The 16543-nt window shown below is 53.6% G+C and carries 16 protein-coding genes; 4 read left to right on the top strand and 12 right to left on the bottom strand.

Annotation, left to right across the window (positions count from 1 at the left end):
* Positions 1-51: 51 nt before the first annotated feature.
* Positions 52-1092: a hypothetical protein gene (locus F5984_RS03720; protein ID WP_185155410.1), complete on the top strand. Its 1041-nt coding sequence runs from the start codon at positions 52-54 to the stop codon at positions 1090-1092.
* Positions 1093-1251: 159 nt separating this feature from the next.
* On the opposite strand, the gene F5984_RS03715 is transcribed toward F5984_RS03720, so the two are convergent.
* The 5 genes from F5984_RS03715 to F5984_RS03695 form a co-directional block, all read right to left on the bottom strand.
* Positions 1252-1860, bottom strand: a complete 609-nt coding sequence (locus tag F5984_RS03715; protein WP_152122871.1) for a CAP domain-containing protein — start codon at positions 1858-1860, stop codon at positions 1252-1254.
* 93 nt (positions 1861-1953) lie between these two features.
* Entirely contained in the window at positions 1954-2595 is a 642-nt protein-coding gene (locus tag F5984_RS03710) for a hypothetical protein (RefSeq protein WP_152122869.1), read from the bottom strand.
* A 13-nt stretch (positions 2596-2608) separates the two neighbouring features.
* Positions 2609-3403: a hypothetical protein gene (locus F5984_RS03705; protein WP_152122867.1), complete on the bottom strand. Its 795-nt coding sequence runs from the start codon at positions 3401-3403 to the stop codon at positions 2609-2611.
* Entirely contained in the window at positions 3400-4173 is a 774-nt protein-coding gene (locus F5984_RS03700; RefSeq protein WP_246168804.1) for an LVIVD repeat-containing protein, read from the bottom strand. The genes F5984_RS03705 and F5984_RS03700 overlap by 4 nt, the downstream gene beginning before the upstream one ends.
* Positions 4174-4189: 16 nt before the next feature.
* Positions 4190-4714, bottom strand: a complete 525-nt coding sequence (locus tag F5984_RS03695; RefSeq protein ID WP_152122865.1) for an LVIVD repeat-containing protein — start codon at positions 4712-4714, stop codon at positions 4190-4192.
* A gap of 180 nt (positions 4715-4894) precedes the next feature.
* Here F5984_RS03695 and F5984_RS03690 point away from each other — a divergent pair, with 180 nt between their 5' ends.
* From F5984_RS03690 to F5984_RS03680, 3 genes are all read left to right on the top strand, one after another.
* Positions 4895-6463 (top strand): acyl-CoA carboxylase subunit beta, encoded by a 1569-nt coding sequence (locus F5984_RS03690; protein WP_152123156.1) that lies wholly within the window; start codon positions 4895-4897, stop codon positions 6461-6463.
* 133 nt (positions 6464-6596) lie between these two features.
* On the top strand, positions 6597-6890 hold the full coding sequence (locus tag F5984_RS03685) for a hypothetical protein (protein WP_152122863.1): 294 nt from the start codon (positions 6597-6599) through the stop codon (positions 6888-6890).
* Between the two features lies 1 nt (position 6891).
* Complete coding sequence (locus F5984_RS03680; RefSeq protein ID WP_152122861.1) at positions 6892-7380, top strand: DUF1648 domain-containing protein; 489 nt, start codon at positions 6892-6894, stop codon at positions 7378-7380.
* Positions 7381-7433: 53 nt separating this feature from the next.
* Here the strand turns inward: F5984_RS03680 and glmM are convergent, their stop codons facing one another.
* From glmM to F5984_RS03645, 7 genes are all read right to left on the bottom strand, one after another.
* Positions 7434-8858: a phosphoglucosamine mutase gene (gene glmM, locus F5984_RS03675; protein WP_152122859.1), complete on the bottom strand. Its 1425-nt coding sequence runs from the start codon at positions 8856-8858 to the stop codon at positions 7434-7436.
* Positions 8859-8976: 118 nt separating this feature from the next.
* Positions 8977-9753 carry a response regulator transcription factor gene (locus tag F5984_RS03670; RefSeq protein ID WP_152122857.1) on the bottom strand — a complete coding sequence of 259 codons (777 nt, stop codon included), beginning with the start codon at positions 9751-9753 and terminating at the stop codon, positions 8977-8979.
* Between the two features lie 19 nt (positions 9754-9772).
* Entirely contained in the window at positions 9773-11467 is a 1695-nt protein-coding gene (locus F5984_RS03665; protein WP_152122855.1) for a sensor histidine kinase, read from the bottom strand.
* Between the two features lie 234 nt (positions 11468-11701).
* Positions 11702-12571 (bottom strand): transglutaminase family protein, encoded by an 870-nt coding sequence (locus F5984_RS03660; RefSeq protein WP_152122853.1) that lies wholly within the window; start codon positions 12569-12571, stop codon positions 11702-11704.
* Positions 12572-12622: 51 nt separating this feature from the next.
* Positions 12623-13366, bottom strand: coding sequence for a peptidase (locus tag F5984_RS03655; protein WP_152122851.1), 744 nt, complete (start codon positions 13364-13366; stop codon positions 12623-12625).
* A gap of 279 nt (positions 13367-13645) precedes the next feature.
* Entirely contained in the window at positions 13646-14362 is a 717-nt protein-coding gene (locus tag F5984_RS03650) for a LytR/AlgR family response regulator transcription factor (RefSeq protein WP_152122849.1), read from the bottom strand.
* Between the two features lie 120 nt (positions 14363-14482).
* Entirely contained in the window at positions 14483-16468 is a 1986-nt protein-coding gene (locus F5984_RS03645; protein ID WP_152122847.1) for a sensor histidine kinase, read from the bottom strand.
* Positions 16469-16543: the final 75 nt, after the last annotated feature.

The raw sequence follows: 16543 nt of genomic DNA, 5'->3' as shown, positions 1-16543 counted from the left end.
AATCCACCAAGTCCTTAGAAATAATTACCTGAGGTCGTATTTTTCGGCATTATGTTCAAAAGTACGCTCTCTGCATCCCTGCTTGCTACCCTTTTCCTGGCCGGATGCCAATCCAGTTCGAAGCCGACCGAAGGATCGGCCAGCCCCCCCGATTCGGTACAAACGCCGGTTTCGGCCACCACATCGTCTGTTTCGGCAGCTGCTCCTGCCCCCGACTCAACTGGGGTAAGTACAGCCGAGCCGCTTTCACCCCTTGATTCGCTCAAGCTGATTGGCCCGAAAATTACCGGAGCTATTCTGCCTAACAAGCGGATTGTAGCGTACTACGGCAACCCACACTCGAAAAAAATGGGTGCATTGGGCGAGTACCCTAAAGACGACATGCTTCAGCGGCTCGACCGCCAGAGCCAGGAGTGGGCCAAAGCCGACTCACTGCCGGTACAACAGGCCCTTCACCTCGTTGCTATTTCGGCCCAGGGTGCGCCGGGTAAAGACGGGTACTACCGGATGCGCATGAGCGACAAAACCATTCGGAAGGTAATCCGGTGGGCAGCCGAACACAACGCCATCTGTTTCCTTGATATTCAGGTAGGTTTGGCTCCGCTCGGCCCCGAAATGGAGTTTCTGAAGCCCTACCTCAAGCTACCCTACGTACACCTGGGTATCGATCCTGAATTTTCGATGAAAACCGGCGCCCGGCCCGGTACCAAGATTGGTACGTACGATGCGGCCGACATTAACCAGGCGGTTAACTTCCTGAGCGACATTGTCAAAGCGAATAATCTGCCGCCCAAAATTCTGGTGGTACACCGCTTTACACAGCGGATGGTTACGAACTACAAAAACATCAAGCTGAACCCTAATGTGCAGATTGTGATGCACATGGACGGTTGGGGGCCGCCGTCGCTCAAGATGGATACCTACCGCGACTACATCGTGAAAGAGCCCGTGCAGTATACCGGCTTTAAACTGTTCTACAAAAACGATTTGAAGAAAGTCGACATGCGTTCGAAGCATAAGGTTCCTCACCTCATGACCCCGCAGGAAGTACTGTCGCTTACGCCCAAAGTGGTTTACGTACAGTATCAGTAAACGGGAAATAATCTCCAAAGCAAACCGGTAGGGATGTCATCTGATTTGAGCAGATGACATCCCTACCGGTTTATTTTTCACATCCTTTTAACGCCAATTACCGAGAGCAGTAGCCGTGGAAATGGGGTAGAATCGTGTGTGGTACGGCCGGCGATTCGCTTATAGCTGCGTTCCGAAATCGGTTACCCAATAGTGTTTATACGTGCTGGTAGTACTATATCCATACCCAACCCCTACCTCTTTAAAGTTCGGGTTCATAATATTCGCACAATGACCCGGTGAGCGCAGCCACCCATCGACCACCGCCCGGGTTGTGGTGTAACCAGCCGCGATATTTTCGCCAGCCGTACGCCAAACATACCCCTCACGGGTCATCCGATCCCAGGGCCGGGACCCATCACGACCCGTGTGGCTGAAATAGTTGTAGGTAGCCATATCAACCGCATGCTTGTCGGAGGCTGCGTTGAGTTTTGTGTTGAGCTGTAGGGGCGTAGTAGCGGGGTATGTGGTTGATCCACAAAGGCATGACTTCGAACGGGCCTGATTCAGATACGTCAGAATTTCTTGTTGCTGTACCGTTGTGGCTGCTGCAACCCGACCGCTTCCGCCAGCCTGAGGGGTTTGCACAATGGGCGTCTCGTTATTCTCTTTCCAAATCGAAGAAGCTACCGGCTGGGGTGTTTGTGTGAGAATCTGTTCCTGCTGCGGTTGGCAGGCCGTTGCCAGGCATAATAATGATGCTACGTAAGCAAAATGGTTTGTTTTCATAAAACAATTGAATACTTGTTCATTTTTATGAACGACCAGTTTGCGTCTGTAGTATTACTCCTTAAGTAGTTTTATAATCTGTTCTTGTTGCCTTTATTTCTTAGGTATTTTTTTACCCGAGTTAATCATCCAGCCAATAGATACCCCGGCCGTGACGCCCGGCTTGTGCAGCGTACTGCTGTCAGTACCACCTACCTGACGGACGCTCACAATTCGATACCCCACGCCCACATACACATCGACAATAAACCGGGGTAACTTTGCAATGGGGGCCTGTTGATAGCCAACTTTGGCGTTCAAGCCATAAATATGCCGGTTTACCTGCGCCATTTCGGCGGCCGACAAAGCACCCTCGCGGGGGACTTTGAGTTTTTGCCGGGCGAGTGCCCCCTCACCAGCTACATAAAAGCCGCCGGGCGAGCGCCCCGATTTGAGTTTTCCACCCAGTGCCGGGCTAATGTAGTACCGAATTTCGGTACGCGCCTGTACCGACTCTGAAGCCGTACCTACCCGAACACCCGGCCCAACCTGAAATGCTCCTATACCGATTCCGGGCTGTACGCTCAGCCGCGACGTAAGCGGCAACTCGATAGCGGCCTGCACCGTAGGGTCGGGGCTAATCAGACTCAGCGGGGCTAATTTCAGTACCGGTCCGGGGCTTACCCGCGCTGGCAGGGTATCCTGCCCCCAGGCTAAAGCCGGCAACAAGAGTAAAAGGCAAATAAACAGTTTCATAGCACAACCAAACTCACAAGGTGTAACCTATTTGTAAACCAAGCATTAAACTCGGAAACCGACCCCGCTGAAGCGACCACTCCGAGGTCAAGTCGCGGTCGGCATCAATAAACTCCGGGCGGGCATCTTCGTAATTCGGGATACCGAACTGCCTGAACCACCGCCAGCGGATACCAATACCGGCGTACACATCTAACAGCAGTCGATTGTTATTGGGCGATACCTGAATCGACCCCTGATGCCCCATTTTGAGGTGCGCCCCCATCACGTAACGAACCGCCCGGGCGCTGTAGCGCTCAAAAAACTGACAGCTTCCATCGTCGCACCCACGCGCTAAGGTACCCTCAAAAGGCGCGTTTACCTGTTTGTAGAATGTATTGATGGCCAGATAATTACCCAACGGCGTCTGGGTAACGGTTCGAACCCGGCGCCAACGGTTTTGGGGCAAATCGCGGTCGGTGTACAGGCGGCCCTCCAGCTGCGTTCGCCAAACTTCTCGCTCCCGGAACCGATTATCAACTTGTTTGGCGATCTGGATTCGTTCATTTCCGTACCCTACCCCGCCCTGTATACTATAGCGACGGCCCACCATACGCTCCACATCGAACTGGTAACGGCTATCAAAATCGATCATGGCCAGCGGGTTCCATTTCACAACCCATCCAGGGGCTTTCCGTAACCCTTCAACCCGCACGGTATCAATACGCTCCGTCGGTCGGTCGAAACTATCCGTAACCGGAAACTGAGCCCACACGGGGCGGGTCAGGAGCAATAGCCCCCCAAACCCAACGAGAATGAATGCTCTCATGCCAGCGGTTCAATTGCCAGTTTGCTGAGTAGCTTCAACTGCTTGCGGTCGGCATAACTGTACTGATAAATACCGTCTTTACCCGTTACGATAAGAACATCGCGGTTCGGAATGACATCGTACGAGCGTACCCCTTCCAGATGCTGCATCAGCCTGGGGGCTGTTGGGTTCGTGAGGTCGAACATTTTCAAACCCGAATCGCCCTCGCACACAAACAGTACGTCGCCGTCTACGCCGAGGCCGCGCGGGTTAATCATCGGAATCGACCGGATAATGCGCGGAGCCTGCAGATTGCTCACATCAATTACTTCCAGCAGATTGGCCGCCACCGCGTTGTTTCGGCAATCGGCACCACTACGCAGCGTCACGTAGGCCAAGGTGCCCTGCACCACCACGGGATCGCAACTGAGCACGTGCGTGTAGGTGCTCAGATACCGCGGATCGCCCGGCCGGGAAGCATCATAAATAAGCATTCCGGTCTGCGTACCGATAAACAGGTTTCCAGAATATGGAAAAATCGTCTCGATTCCGAACCCCAACTTGGTCTGCCGACCGGGTATGGGATTCATGCTATTACTCACGTCGTAGGCCCGCAGTGTTGTACTATTAACCACGTAAAGCGTATTGTCGAGAAGGGTAAACCGGGCCGTCGACCCGCCGATACCAGCCCCTGGCGTGGCCGAGTTTTCACTTTTGCTCAGGCCAAAATCGCCCGAGCAGCCAGCCCCGCTCATGACTAGGGCGAGTATGCAAATACAGAGTGTTCTCATGGTTCCATTTGTCCAGTTATCGCCAGCATTTAGCCGATTCGTTTTCGCTGCGCTGCCAGCCCACCACTAACCCTTTTGCCGGATCAGGACACTCAAACCGAACATTGCGCATAGGCGGATACGCCGTAACCGGATACGCGTTCTCGATGCGTTTTACCAGACGTACATTCAGCGGATTGGCAATGTTGAGCGCCACAAGGTCAACGGTATTGTCGGCGTACAGAATACTGTCTTTAACGGCCAGTTCACGGGCTCCCGGAATACTCACAAAGGATACAGGCACCGGTCTCTCGGGGTTCCGATTGTCGACAATATGGACACCCGCCCCCACCTCATTCACAAACAGGAAGCCATCTTTCAGGTAAATTTTGCCCGCCTGCCGGATGGGCTGCACAGCCATGGTCCGAACGTTGCGCACCGACTCGTACGAGCCGTAGATAGGGCGGTAAATAGGGCGGTTGTCGGTAGTTTGCCCCGGCGGAGACACCTGGTTATTGGTGCAGGCATCGAGCAGGGGAATACCCAGCAGGAGCCAACGCATTGTTTTGTGAGGTAGTAAGGGCATAGCTATCGATAAAAAAGGTTGTATTGAAGATACAAAAGCAGGTCAAAGGGTTGTAATCGGCTCAGAAAATTTAACTTTGCTTCGACGATAGTCGGTGGGTAAACCAACCCACCCCCGACCGAATTACGCTTGCACAAACTTCGAAAAACGCTCTGCATGGACACCATAAGCAAACCCACTGCAACCGAAACGCTCGACCGGAAAAACGCCGAAGCCCTACTGGGTGGCGGCCAGAAACGCATCGACGCCCAGCATAAAAAAGGGAAGCTCACTGCCCGCGAACGCATCGCCCTCCTCCTCGACGAAGGCTCGTTTGAAGAAACGGGCAAGTTTGTGATGCACCGGACCAAAGATTTTGGGCTCGATAAGGAATACTACCTCGGCGATGGGGTTGTGACTGGCTATGGTACGGTTGATGGTCGGCTGGTGTACGTGTTTGCGCAGGATTTCACGGTTTTTGGCGGGGCCCTATCAGAAACCCATGCCGAAAAGATTTGTAAGATCATGGACCTCGCCATGAAAAACGGGGCACCCGTTATTGGTCTCAACGATTCGGGCGGAGCCCGGATTCAGGAGGGGGTGCTTTCGTTGGCTGGTTACGCCGACATTTTCTACCGCAACACACTGGCATCGGGCGTGATCCCGCAAATTTCGGCCATTATGGGACCCTGCGCGGGTGGAGCCGTGTATTCGCCCGCCATCACCGACTTTATCCTGATGGTCGAAAACACCAGTTATATGTTTGTGACAGGCCCTAACGTGGTAAAAACGGTAACCCACGAAGAGGTAACGTCGGAAGAACTGGGCGGGGCCAGCACGCACAGCACCAAGTCGGGCGTTACGCACTTTGCCTGCGCCAACGAAGTAGCCTGTATTGAGCACATTAAGCAGTTACTGAGCTACATGCCGCAAAACTGCGAAGATGAGCCTCCTATGCTGCCTTACGAGGCAGGTGGATCGGGCGATGGCGAGATGCGCCCGGCACTGGACAGCATCATTCCCGACAACCCCAACCAGCCGTACGACATGCGTGAAGTGATCGACGAACTGGTGGACCCCGGCAGTTTTCTGGAAGTACACAAAAACTTCGCCGAGAACATTGTGGTGGGCTTTGCCCGGATGGCGGGCCGGAGCATCGGCGTAGTAGGCAACCAACCGGCCGTACTGGCGGGCGTACTCGACATTAACGCCAGCACCAAAGCCGCCCGGTTTGTACGCTTCTGCGATTCGTTTAACATCCCGCTGCTGGTACTCGAAGACGTACCCGGCTTTTTGCCCGGCACCGATCAGGAGTGGAACGCCATTATTACCAACGGCGCCAAGCTGCTTTATGCGTTCTGCGAGGCTACGGTGCCCCGCGTTACGGTGATTACCCGCAAAGCCTACGGCGGAGCTTACGACGTGATGAACTCTAAGCACATCGGGGCCGACCTGAACTACGCCTGGCCCTCGGCCGAGATTGCCGTGATGGGTGCCAGCGGAGCCGCCGAGATTATCTTTAAACGCGAAATTGCCGAAGCTGAAGACCCGCAGGCCAAACTTCAGGAGAAAGTACAGGAGTACACCGAGAAGTTTGCGAACCCCTACCGGGCTGCCCACCGCGGCTACATCGACGAGGTAATTTACCCGCGCGAAACCCGGCATAAGCTCATCCGGGCGTTTAAAATGCTCGAAAACAAAGTAGCCACGTTACCCCGCAAAAAACACGGAAACATACCGCTGTAACCTATGCCATCTACGCGCCCCAAAGGCAGTGTTGCCCAAACATTCCTGATTGGCTTTCTGATCATTCTCGGATTTGCCCTGCTCGTCGGCTGGCTCTCTACGGTGTTTAGCTGAGTAGCCTATGTTGTTGATAATGTATTCCCTGATCGGCAGCATCCTGGCCTTGCTGGGCCTCGCCATCTGGCGGTTTAAACTCACGTCGTGGCTATCTAACGTAAACAACCTCGATGTAAAAGACCATGACGGACTGGCCCGGTTTGCCGGTATTTTCCTCATAGGGCTGGGCGTTTACGCGGTTTTATGCGGGTACCTAGCACAACAAACCACCACGCAGAACGGCCAAATCGGGGTGATGATCCTGTTTGTACTGGGTTCTCAGCTGGCTATTGTCGGCTATATGTACGGACTTCGTAAATACACTCGATAGAATGAAAACGCCCCCGGTTTCTGGTTCTGAACGCCTATTGTATCGCCTTACCGGGCTGGTAGTGCTGCTCACCTGGGCCGCTACGGTGTATGTGTACCCCAACCTCCCCGACCGTATGGCCATTCACGTTGATCTGGCCGGAACGCCTAATGGCTGGGGTAGCAAACAGACTGTTTTTCTGGGGCCGGGTCTCATCACAGGAACTATTGCCTTTCTGCTCCTGATTCGGGAAGTGGCTCCGGCCGAGTCGTTTAACATGCCGGTGAAGATTACCCCCGAAAACCGCGACAAACAAATTCGGCTCGCGTATCAAATGATGGCCGCAATCAGTTTAGTTCTGGCTTTACTGATGGCGGTTATGCAATTCGAAATTTGCCAGCTGGCCCTGGGCAGCACCCAAATGCCGTCATTCCTGTCAACCGGAGTACTCATAGGCGGGTTGTTTGCAGTAATTGGGTATTATCTCTGGCAATCGATCCAAAACCAATAAAAAGACCCTGCCTCTCCAGGTAGGGTCTTTTTTGAATCCAGGGGCGCGAACGCCTACCGCTTTTCGGAAATCACCTCCTTAATGTCGGAGATGATTTTACTGGCGAGGTGTTCGGCTGTCGAGAGCGTGTCCGATTCGGAGTAAATCCGAATAATCGGCTCGGTGTTCGACTTACGCAGGTGTACCCACTCCCGATCGAACTCGATTTTCACGCCATCGATGGTATTGATCGGGTTGCGCGAATACTTCGACTTGATACGTTCCAGCACCGAATCCACGTCGATGGTTGGCGTCAGTTCAATTTTGTTTTTCGAGATGTAATAGCTCGGATACGTCCGGCGCAAAATCGAAGCCGACTTGCCAAACTTAGCCAAATGGCTCAAAAACAGAGCAATGCCTACCAGCGCGTCGCGCCCGTAGTGCAAGTCGGGATAGATGACCCCACCGTTGCCCTCGCCCCCGATTACAGCATCGTTGGCTTTCATCATTTCGACTACATTCACCTCACCCACGGCCGACGCAAAATGCTCACCACCGGCTTTACGGGTTACGTCGCGCAGGGCCACCGTACTCGACAGGTTCGAGACCGTATTGCCCGCCCGTCCATCGGCCGGCCGGTTTTTAAGCACATAATCGGCCACAGCTACCAGGGTGTACTCTTCGCCAAACGGTGAACCATCTTCGCAAATCAAGGCCAGCCGGTCCACATCGGGGTCAACCACAATGCCGAGATCAATATTATCTTTCCGGGTTAGATTGATAATATCGGTCAGGTTTTCGGGCAATGGCTCCGGGTTGTGCGCGAAGTTCCCCGTGGGTTCACAATGCAGTTTCGTAATGGTTTCGACCCCCAACGCTTGTAACAGCATGGGCACCGCAATGCCACCGGTTGAGTTAACGGCGTCGACTGCGATTCGGAAGTTCCGAGCTGCAATGGCCTCCCGGTCTACGAGCGGCAGGGCCAGAATCTGGTCAATGTGCTTCTGGAGGTACGTATCGTCGGTGCGATAGCTCCCCAGCTTGCGCACTTCGGCAAAGTCGATGGCTTCGGCCTCGGCAATAGCGAGTACCTCCGCGCCATCGTCGCCAGAGATAAATTCCCCTTTCTCGTTGAGGAGCTTGAGGGCATTCCACTGGATGGGGTTATGACTGGCCGTGAGAATGATGCCGCCCGCTGCGTTTTCGGCAGGAACGGCCAGCTCAACGGTGGGGGTAGTCGACAGACCGAGGTCAACGACGTTGATACCCAACCCCTGCAAGGTGGCCGACACAATTCGCGACACCATTTCGCCCGACAGTCGGGCATCGCGGCCAATCACGACGGTTGGGGCCGTGTTGTTGCCCAGTGTCGTTGCCCGCTGGCGAAGCCACTGGCCGAAAGCAGCCGTAAATTTTACAACGTCCAACGGTGTCAGACCTTCTCCGCTGCGCCCCCCAATCGTTCCGCGAATCCCGGAGATAGATTTAATTAATGCCACGTGAATCGGTTAAAAAAGTCGTCTGTGAATCGGCAAAGATAACCACTCTGCGCGGTTGGGTACGTACCGTTTGTCAGAAAAATGTCCGCTACATCCGGGCCTGCCCCTACCCCATTCGCTACCGGGTTCGAATGACTGGCAACCGCTTCAGGAGCTCTTTGCGGGCCCCTTCTTTAATGGCAACCGTACGGCCACCTACCCAAATCTGCTCTTTCTCTACTCGATCTATATGTTTTAGATTGATTACAAGCGACTTATCGAGCCGATAGAACAACCGGGGCGACAAATACCGGTTCACATAACTCAGATTTCCAGTCACGATTACGGCCTGCCCACCGTTGGGTGTCATGATCCGTTCGGCGGCTTCGCGGGTCAGGTACACGGTAGTAAAGTTGCGGGCAGCCTCCAGACAAAAGATCTCCATCTGACTGACCCGGCTGAATCCGTTCCGAATGGGCAGGTAAACGGGCTCCTCGGGTTCGGGGGCCGGTGGGAACTCTCCTGGCTTATGGTTCGACACCGCCAGTTCGATTTGGCCAATCAGTTCGTCGGTTCGGAATGGTTTGTTCAGAAAAGCCGCCGGTCGAGTCATTTTGGCCCGCTCAAAGGTAGCCGGGTCCGTGCTGATGGTGACGCCGGTCAGGTAGATAAACGGAATGGGTTGCGTCAGGAGCAGTGCCTGCGCCACGGCCACGCCATCGCCCGCCGAGAGGGGGTCGAGGTTAATGTCGATCAAGGCGAGGTCGAACCGGTTGTTTTCCAGAAACAACATAGCCTCCTCAGCGGTGTGGGCTACTGCACCTACCTGAAAACCGGCCCGGTTCAGTTCGTTTTCAATAACATCGGCAATCAACAAATCATCTTCAACCAGCAAGAGTTGTAAGGGTTCTTTCATAGGTGTGGTTATTCGCTCACTACTTAATTCCAATGACCAGGTCGAATGTAACGCCCGGCGGCCCCGAAAACGTACATTCTCCCCGTAGCTGCCGAACCTGCAAATCGATCAGGCGTTGGCCGAATCCGGTCTCGCTATTGGGGCCTGCCAACCAACCAGGGCCATTGTCCCGAACCTGCAAATGCAGCTTCCCGTTTGCCTCCCAGCACTGAACGGTCAACTGTGGGTCTGGATGAGCGTTAAACGCGTATTTACAGGCGTTGGTTACCAGTTCGTTGATAATAAGAGCCAGCGGTATAGCCTGATCGATGTGAATGGGCACATTTTGCAACTGATACTCAGGCTGAATCTGACTAAAGCCATAGCTATCGAGAATAGTCCGAACCAGTTTTGGAATAAAATGAGGCAGACCCAGGGTTACGAGTTCTTCGCCCTGATGGAGCTGCTGGTTGAGCAGGGCAATGGTGTGTACCCGCAGCTGACTTTCTTCAACAGCCCGGCGGGCACTATCGTCGGTGAGCCGGTTCGATTGCAGGCTCAGCAGGGCCGACACCGTGTGCAGGTGATTTTTCATACGGTGGCTCTGCTCCCGCACCAGATGAGCATTTTGGAGGCTAATCTGCCGGTTTTGCCGATTCAGCCGGTAAAACCCGAAGCCAACCCCTACCGACAGCATCAGTAACCCCATCATGCCGTACGTGATGTACCGCTGGGTTTGGAGGGTGTTGTTCTGCAAGGCAAGCTCGGCGTCGCGGGCTTTGAGCAAAGCAGCCTGTTTTTCGGTGTCGTACAGAATACTAAGCTGGGCAATGGCCGCCCGGTGTTCAAGACTCTCGGAGATTTTCTCCAGCGAGTCGACCACCATAGCCTCCCGATGGGCTTCTTTCCAGTTTTGGGTAGCCCGGTAGTAGCGCGCCAGAGTTTGGTGCAACAAAACCTTGCCCTCCATGTAGTCGATGGGGGCAACTCGATTGACTTGCTCGGCTGTCAGTAGGTGAGCTCGTGCGGTGCGCAGATCACCCAAGTTGAGATACGCCTGCACCAGTTCCAGATTCAGATTAATGATCTGCCCCCAATTTTTAAGGGTCTGATGCACCTTTAGGGCTTCGGTGAAGCAGTCGATGGCCTTTCTGGGCTCTCTTTCTGCCAAAATCCCTCCCTTGCTTCGTAGCACGTAGGCGATTTCGAGTGGGACCTTCATTTGCCGGGCAATAGCCTCGGCCCGTTGAATATAAAACAGGGCACTATCCGCTGAATAGGCGAACGGGCGTTCGGGCGTAAATCGAAAAGCGCGGCTTGCCGTCCAATGAACCCCACTCATAAACGTGTAGGCGCTCATCTGGCTATGCGGATGGTTCAGTTTCCGGCTGTTGGCCAGGGCTTTCTGTCCATAGGCATACGTCTGTGCATAATCTTTGATGGTACCACTGGCATTCCCCAGCTGAATATACACTTTGTTCAGCTCTACAGACGGCCCCCGGCTTTCGCGGAGCCGGAGCGAATGCAGCAGCCAGCGCCAGCTTGCAGCCCCCTCGCCTGCTGACCGGTATCGTTTCCCCAGCAGATAGGCGGCCTCGGCCATAGCGGGCGTGTCGCAACGCGCTACAGCCGTACGGTATTCGGCCTGAGCAGCCAGAATCTTCTGTTGTGTGGTCGACTGCCCCAGCGCCCAACCCGATCCCAGGAAGAAAACAAATAGTAGAAGTTTATCCATATAAGGCCACCAACCTTAGGGTAAACTTACAATGGTAAACACCTTATAGCAACCGTGTTTTTACTTAGTGGAGAAAAAACCGGATTTGGTGGAGATTGACCGTTGAAGTGAGGTCAGAGTTGTTTAGAATTGAGGCAGTTTTCCGACTTATCCAACCCATTTAATTGCATTGAGACAACTGAATCAGCTTGGCACATTCAGTTGTCTTCATCTCTTTTCCCCCACTCGTAGCTGTCAGACAGCCGGATTCGGAACAGCTATTCCCCCATCATTTGTAATCAAAAGTTCGTTGGAGAACACAGAAGTGGCCGAGCCGTTGTAGCTACCCGCAATGGGAGCCGCCAGCTCAGGGCGGGCCGTACTCGTCAGAAAAATATGGCGGTTATTGACTACTGACCCTTCAGTTGGGTCGAACCCCCGCCAGCCGGCACCAGGCAGGTACACCTCAGCCCAGGCGTGGAGTTCGTGTTCCTGCTGCGGATTCCCAAACAGATACCCACTCACAAACCGGGCGGCCAGGCCCAGACTCCGGCAGGCAGCCATAAACAAGGTCGTGTAATCGCGGCAGGAACCCCGCCGGGCCTGTAGCGTATCCTCGGGGGCGTTGGGGGCCCCATGTTCACGCTTCTCGTAGGCAAAACCCCGGATAGTCTGGTTCAGCACCGACAGAAACGGAACCGTTTCCCAGTTGGCCCCGGCCGCCAGCCGACGCGCCCAAAGCTCTACCTCGGCCGTGACGCCCGTGCGGTCCAGGTACGGATGCAGCAAAGACTCTACCCCAGCCTGGTAGCGGAAGCCGGGCAGTTTTTTGCTCTCGAACGGAAAAATCACAAAATCGAACGAGTTGAAATCGTCGGATTGCAGCACCATATCAGCCGTAACGCTCAGACGCTGAGTCGGCCCGTGAAAGTACACCACCTGCTGTACGTTGCCCTCCACATCGACGTTCCGCACCACCTTCGACGGTACCGGGTCGATGATGAGCTCGTACGCGATCAACCGCTGATACGGGTACATGCGGGGGTACAGGTAAAGGGTATGCGGATTCAGGGCAACGGGTCCATTGTACTGGTACGTAGACGTATGCCGAACGTGGAGGTGCATAAGCGCAACAAAGAGTAGATAGAGGTTCAACCGGGAAATTCGGGCGGTTGTTTACGGATACCGGTTTCCGGACCCCAGCTTCTCAAAAATAGGGTCCATCCAGTAGTTGGGCAGTTTCCGAACCGAATTATTGAGCAGCGCACTCCACTGATGCGATATTTCGTCCATATCGTCCTTTTCGAGCCGGTGCTCGGTCATGTGGAAGCTGTTGTTGGGGTAGATGACCACATCGAGCGGGTAATCAACGTCGTTGGCACTCACGCGGGTGGCATCGAACGCCAGAAAGCCAATCTTAAGCGCGTCGGCCAGGCTAGTGTCGTAGGTCAGATTTCGGAACAGCAACGGTTTCCCGTAGCCCGAGTTACCGATAATTTTGAACAGCGATCCGTTGTCAACCTCAACCCAGTTCCCCTCGGGGTACAGCATAAAGAGCTTGTGTTCGTCGTCGTCTTCGAGTTGGCCGCCCACAATGGCATTAAGGTTGAAATTAAGGCCACTGGCGGTGAGTGACTCCCGATCTTCGCGAGCCACGCGCTTCACCTGCTCCCCAAACGCGTTCACGGCCTTGTAGAGTTTATTGAACGAACGATCTTGTTCGGCCAGCACTTCGCGGAAGTAGGTAATGGCTTTGTCGCGCACCGACCGCAGCCCTGAGGTCATCACAAACAGCGAGTGGTGTTCTACCTGATGAACGGTAATTTTCCGGTTACTCGACACTTCGGTGCCCGATGTCAGGCGGGTATCGGCAATGGCCACCAGGCCCGAACGCACTTTGATACCTAAACAATAGGTCATAACAATAGAAAACAAGTCGAAGGCCAAAGGTCGAAAGTAGGGCGGCAAAAGCCAAATTTTTGCCATAACCTGCCTCCGGTTGCTTTCCCGGTCGCCACCGGATTTCTGGCGAAGGCCGGACTTTTCTATACGTGCACAAACAAAAAAGCTGTCTTACGTGGCGAAGACAGCTTTCCTAACTACCGGTCTATAAAAAAAGTATACAGTGACAAAGCAATCAAATTCTATACTGACGAACTACCTACAAAAAAGAAAGGGTGATGAACAGTCAAAAAAAGTTCACGAAAGCCCCCCAACCTCCGTGTAGGCCCGGTTGAACTGCAGGAGTTTTCGGAGCAGTTCTTTTTTGCAATGGTAGCTTACCGGTATCTCGTGTCCGTCGATCAATACCGAATGCGCTTTCAGGTGACTAACTTTCTGTACATCAACGCAGAATTGCTTATGTACCCGCACAAACCGCTCGTCGAGTTGTTTGAGTAATTGACGTAGTGATTTTTTCATGCAGAAACGTTCGGTAGCCGTCACGAGGATGGCGTAATTACCCGACGTTTCAAGCCACAGAATTTCGTCTAAGGGAAGTTTTTTCTGACCATGTTGATGGCGCACCAGCAAAAAGCTTTGCGCCCCTTTGGCCGCTTGTGCCGTGTTGCTAACCAGACGGATCATCGACTGCAAACTGAGCTTATCGAACGGCCTGACCAGATACCCGAAATTTGAATTGACCGTCAGTTGCCGACAGAGCTCCTCATTGTTCGAAACGCTCACAAAAACGGTTGGTACAGCCAGGGCCCGGAGTTCATCAAGCAGCTCCAGAATTGATTCGTTTTGCAGATACACATCGGCCAATACTAATAAGGGGGGCCCTTTTTTTAACACTTCACGGGCTTCATATAGCGAACTGACTACTTCAATCTGGGAGAACCCCTGTTCTGCAATCATCGCCTTCAGGCGGATTTGTTCAAGAAGATTGTCTTCAATGATTAACGCATCGGTCATTATTACAAGTGGGCAGGTGGCAACTAAAATGCGAACCAAAGGATATCTGTTTGGAGAATTGGCAACAGATAGGATAATTGAACAAAAAAAGTGGATAATTAAACCCACTCAGTTTCAAACTCATGCGTACTCCGTCTGGGCAGCCCGAAGCGTGTCGGCCTGCACACTCTTCGGGAGCGTGACCACAAAACAAATTCCCTCGGGCTTGCCCGGCTCCACAGTTACGCGCCCTTTGTTACGGGCCACGAAATCGCGCACCAGCAACAAACCCAGCCCTAACCCATGCTCACCGATCTGCACCGCCCGGCGGCCGGTCAGCACGCCCTGTAAAAACAGCAGCTTATCGGGGCTAACCCCACGGCCCGAATTCCAAACCCGAATCTGCACCTCCTGTTGGTCGGTCACCTCACCCGATAATTGAATACAGCCACTGGTTCCGATGGCTTTCAAGGCATTATCGATCAAATTGCGTACAATCAGCTCCAGACTGTCGACGTCGGCCCATACCAGCACGGAACTGGGGCAGTCAACGGCAATATTGATGTTGTGAAATTGTACCAGATGCCGGTGTAGTTCCGTTACGCGGTGCAGCAGGTCGGTGACCCGGATATTGTCGGGGTGATACGGAATCGCTTCGCGCTGCGACAAGGCCCAACGGAGGAGATTGTCGAGCATGGTTTCGATCTGCACCCCGGCCGAATCGATAGCCTGCGATATTTGGCCGATGTCGGCGTAAGCCCGTTGTTTGAGTCGGTCGTTGATCAGGTCGGCCAGGCCCTGAAACGAGACAAGCGGCTTGCGCATATCGTGCGCAATGATGCCAATAAACTGCTCGCGGGCTTTATTCAGCTGCTGTACTTCGGCAAGGGCAAGTGAAAGCCGGGCATTGGCTCGGTGCAGCCGTAAGCTCAGGTACACCACCAGCCCAATCACAACCATGGCTAACCCCAACCCGATCAGGTACATTCGGTTCTGAACGGCCGTTACCTCGTTCAACCGTTTCAGCTCGGCAATCTGTGCCTGTTTACGCTCTGTCTCGTACCGGACCTGAAGCTCCAGCATCTTCTGGTCATTTTGGGCCAGAAACACCATTCCGTTGTACTTCTGTACGCTGTCGGCCAGGCGGTTAGCAGCCACAAAGTCTCCTTTCTTCTGCATCAACTCCCGGTACTTGGTATAGGGGCCGGCCAGAATTGCGTAATTGACCGGCTTCACACCCGTCAGCATAGCAATACTGTGCTGGCAAAGCGCAATTCCCTCGTCGATGCGGTTGAGTTTATAACAATCGGTAGCCAGGTTGTAGGTTAAAGTAGCCATCTCCCAGCCCTGCTCGGGCTTTATTTGTTGTAACACCTGCTTATTGAGGGCATACGCCTTTTCATGTTCGCCAATAAGACCGTAATAGATAGCCTCAACCCGCCCAAACCGATACCGTGCGTAGGCACAATCGGGCCGTTGTTGAATCACCTGAGCAGCATTGTCTAATGTCTGGCGCATCGACCGGGCACCGTCTTCCATTTCACCATACTGAAAGCGGGTATGTACAAGCTGAGTCGTCAGGAAATCATGCACATTATTGTTGTCGCGCAGCAGTGTTTCCATTTTTCCCAAATACTGCTCACTAAGCGCCCGACTCGACGTCACCCGGTTGCCATACAAAGTCGAATTGGTCAGCACCAGCAATCCGTACGCATGGAGCTGCCCGGAATGATCATTCGCTGCCCCAAAAAGCTTAAGAGACTGATTAGCCAGGGATATTACATCGGCTAACCGATTCTGATTGAACAACCGATACGCCTGGATGTACGCGGCCGACGCCCTTGCCCCCGTATGGTTCAAGGCTTTAGCCAGCCGACTGATTTCGGGAAGATGCTCCCCCACTTTATCGTGATAGTTCCAGGTGTAGGTTCGTTCGAGCGTAATCAGGGCTTTCAGCCGCGCCTGTGGGTGGGCCTTTGGGTTGGCACGCAGCCATTGCACCAGACTATCGGGCTTATTTACAGGATATGTATCGGCAAACGATTGAGCCCGGCTCACCTGAATATTTAGTAGCAGACTACAAAAAAACAGCGGCACCATCCCCATCCGAATGAGGTCTGTACACATATATCACGAGTAAGGTTAAGTATAAGTAAATGAGTAACAGCCTAGATTAAACCATTCGGCAAAAAGTGGGCTGTT

The organism is Rudanella paleaurantiibacter, assembly GCF_009184635.1.
Lineage (GTDB): Bacteria > Bacteroidota > Bacteroidia > Cytophagales > Spirosomataceae > Rudanella > Rudanella paleaurantiibacter.
This window is presented reverse-complemented; position numbering and strand designations above follow the sequence as displayed.

What these genes read in the sequence shown, in the direction of transcription:
- F5984_RS03695 (WP_152122865.1), bottom strand. Translation starts at nt 4,714, where the DNA reads ATGCGTTGGCTCCTGCTGGGTATTCCCCTGCTCGATGCCTGCACCAAT.
- F5984_RS03680 (WP_152122861.1), top strand. Translation starts at nt 6,892, where the DNA reads ATGAAAACGCCCCCGGTTTCTGGTTCTGAACGCCTATTGTATCGCCTT.
- F5984_RS03670 (WP_152122857.1), bottom strand. Translation starts at nt 9,753, where the DNA reads ATGAAAGAACCCTTACAACTCTTGCTGGTTGAAGATGATTTGTTGATT.
- F5984_RS03720 (WP_185155410.1), top strand. Translation starts at nt 52, where the DNA reads ATGTTCAAAAGTACGCTCTCTGCATCCCTGCTTGCTACCCTTTTCCTG.
- F5984_RS03690 (WP_152123156.1), top strand. Translation starts at nt 4,895, where the DNA reads ATGGACACCATAAGCAAACCCACTGCAACCGAAACGCTCGACCGGAAA.
- F5984_RS03650 (WP_152122849.1), bottom strand. Translation starts at nt 14,362, where the DNA reads ATGACCGATGCGTTAATCATTGAAGACAATCTTCTTGAACAAATCCGC.
- F5984_RS03645 (WP_152122847.1), bottom strand. Translation starts at nt 16,468, where the DNA reads ATGTGTACAGACCTCATTCGGATGGGGATGGTGCCGCTGTTTTTTTGT.
- F5984_RS03655 (WP_152122851.1), bottom strand. Translation starts at nt 13,366, where the DNA reads ATGACCTATTGTTTAGGTATCAAAGTGCGTTCGGGCCTGGTGGCCATT.
- F5984_RS03685 (WP_152122863.1), top strand. Translation starts at nt 6,597, where the DNA reads ATGTATTCCCTGATCGGCAGCATCCTGGCCTTGCTGGGCCTCGCCATC.
- F5984_RS03660 (WP_152122853.1), bottom strand. Translation starts at nt 12,571, where the DNA reads ATGCACCTCCACGTTCGGCATACGTCTACGTACCAGTACAATGGACCC.
- F5984_RS03710 (WP_152122869.1), bottom strand. Translation starts at nt 2,595, where the DNA reads ATGAAACTGTTTATTTGCCTTTTACTCTTGTTGCCGGCTTTAGCCTGG.
- F5984_RS03715 (WP_152122871.1), bottom strand. Translation starts at nt 1,860, where the DNA reads ATGAAAACAAACCATTTTGCTTACGTAGCATCATTATTATGCCTGGCA.
- F5984_RS03665 (WP_152122855.1), bottom strand. Translation starts at nt 11,467, where the DNA reads ATGGATAAACTTCTACTATTTGTTTTCTTCCTGGGATCGGGTTGGGCG.
- F5984_RS03700 (WP_246168804.1), bottom strand. Translation starts at nt 4,173, where the DNA reads ATGAGAACACTCTGTATTTGCATACTCGCCCTAGTCATGAGCGGGGCT.
- F5984_RS03705 (WP_152122867.1), bottom strand. Translation starts at nt 3,403, where the DNA reads ATGAGAGCATTCATTCTCGTTGGGTTTGGGGGGCTATTGCTCCTGACC.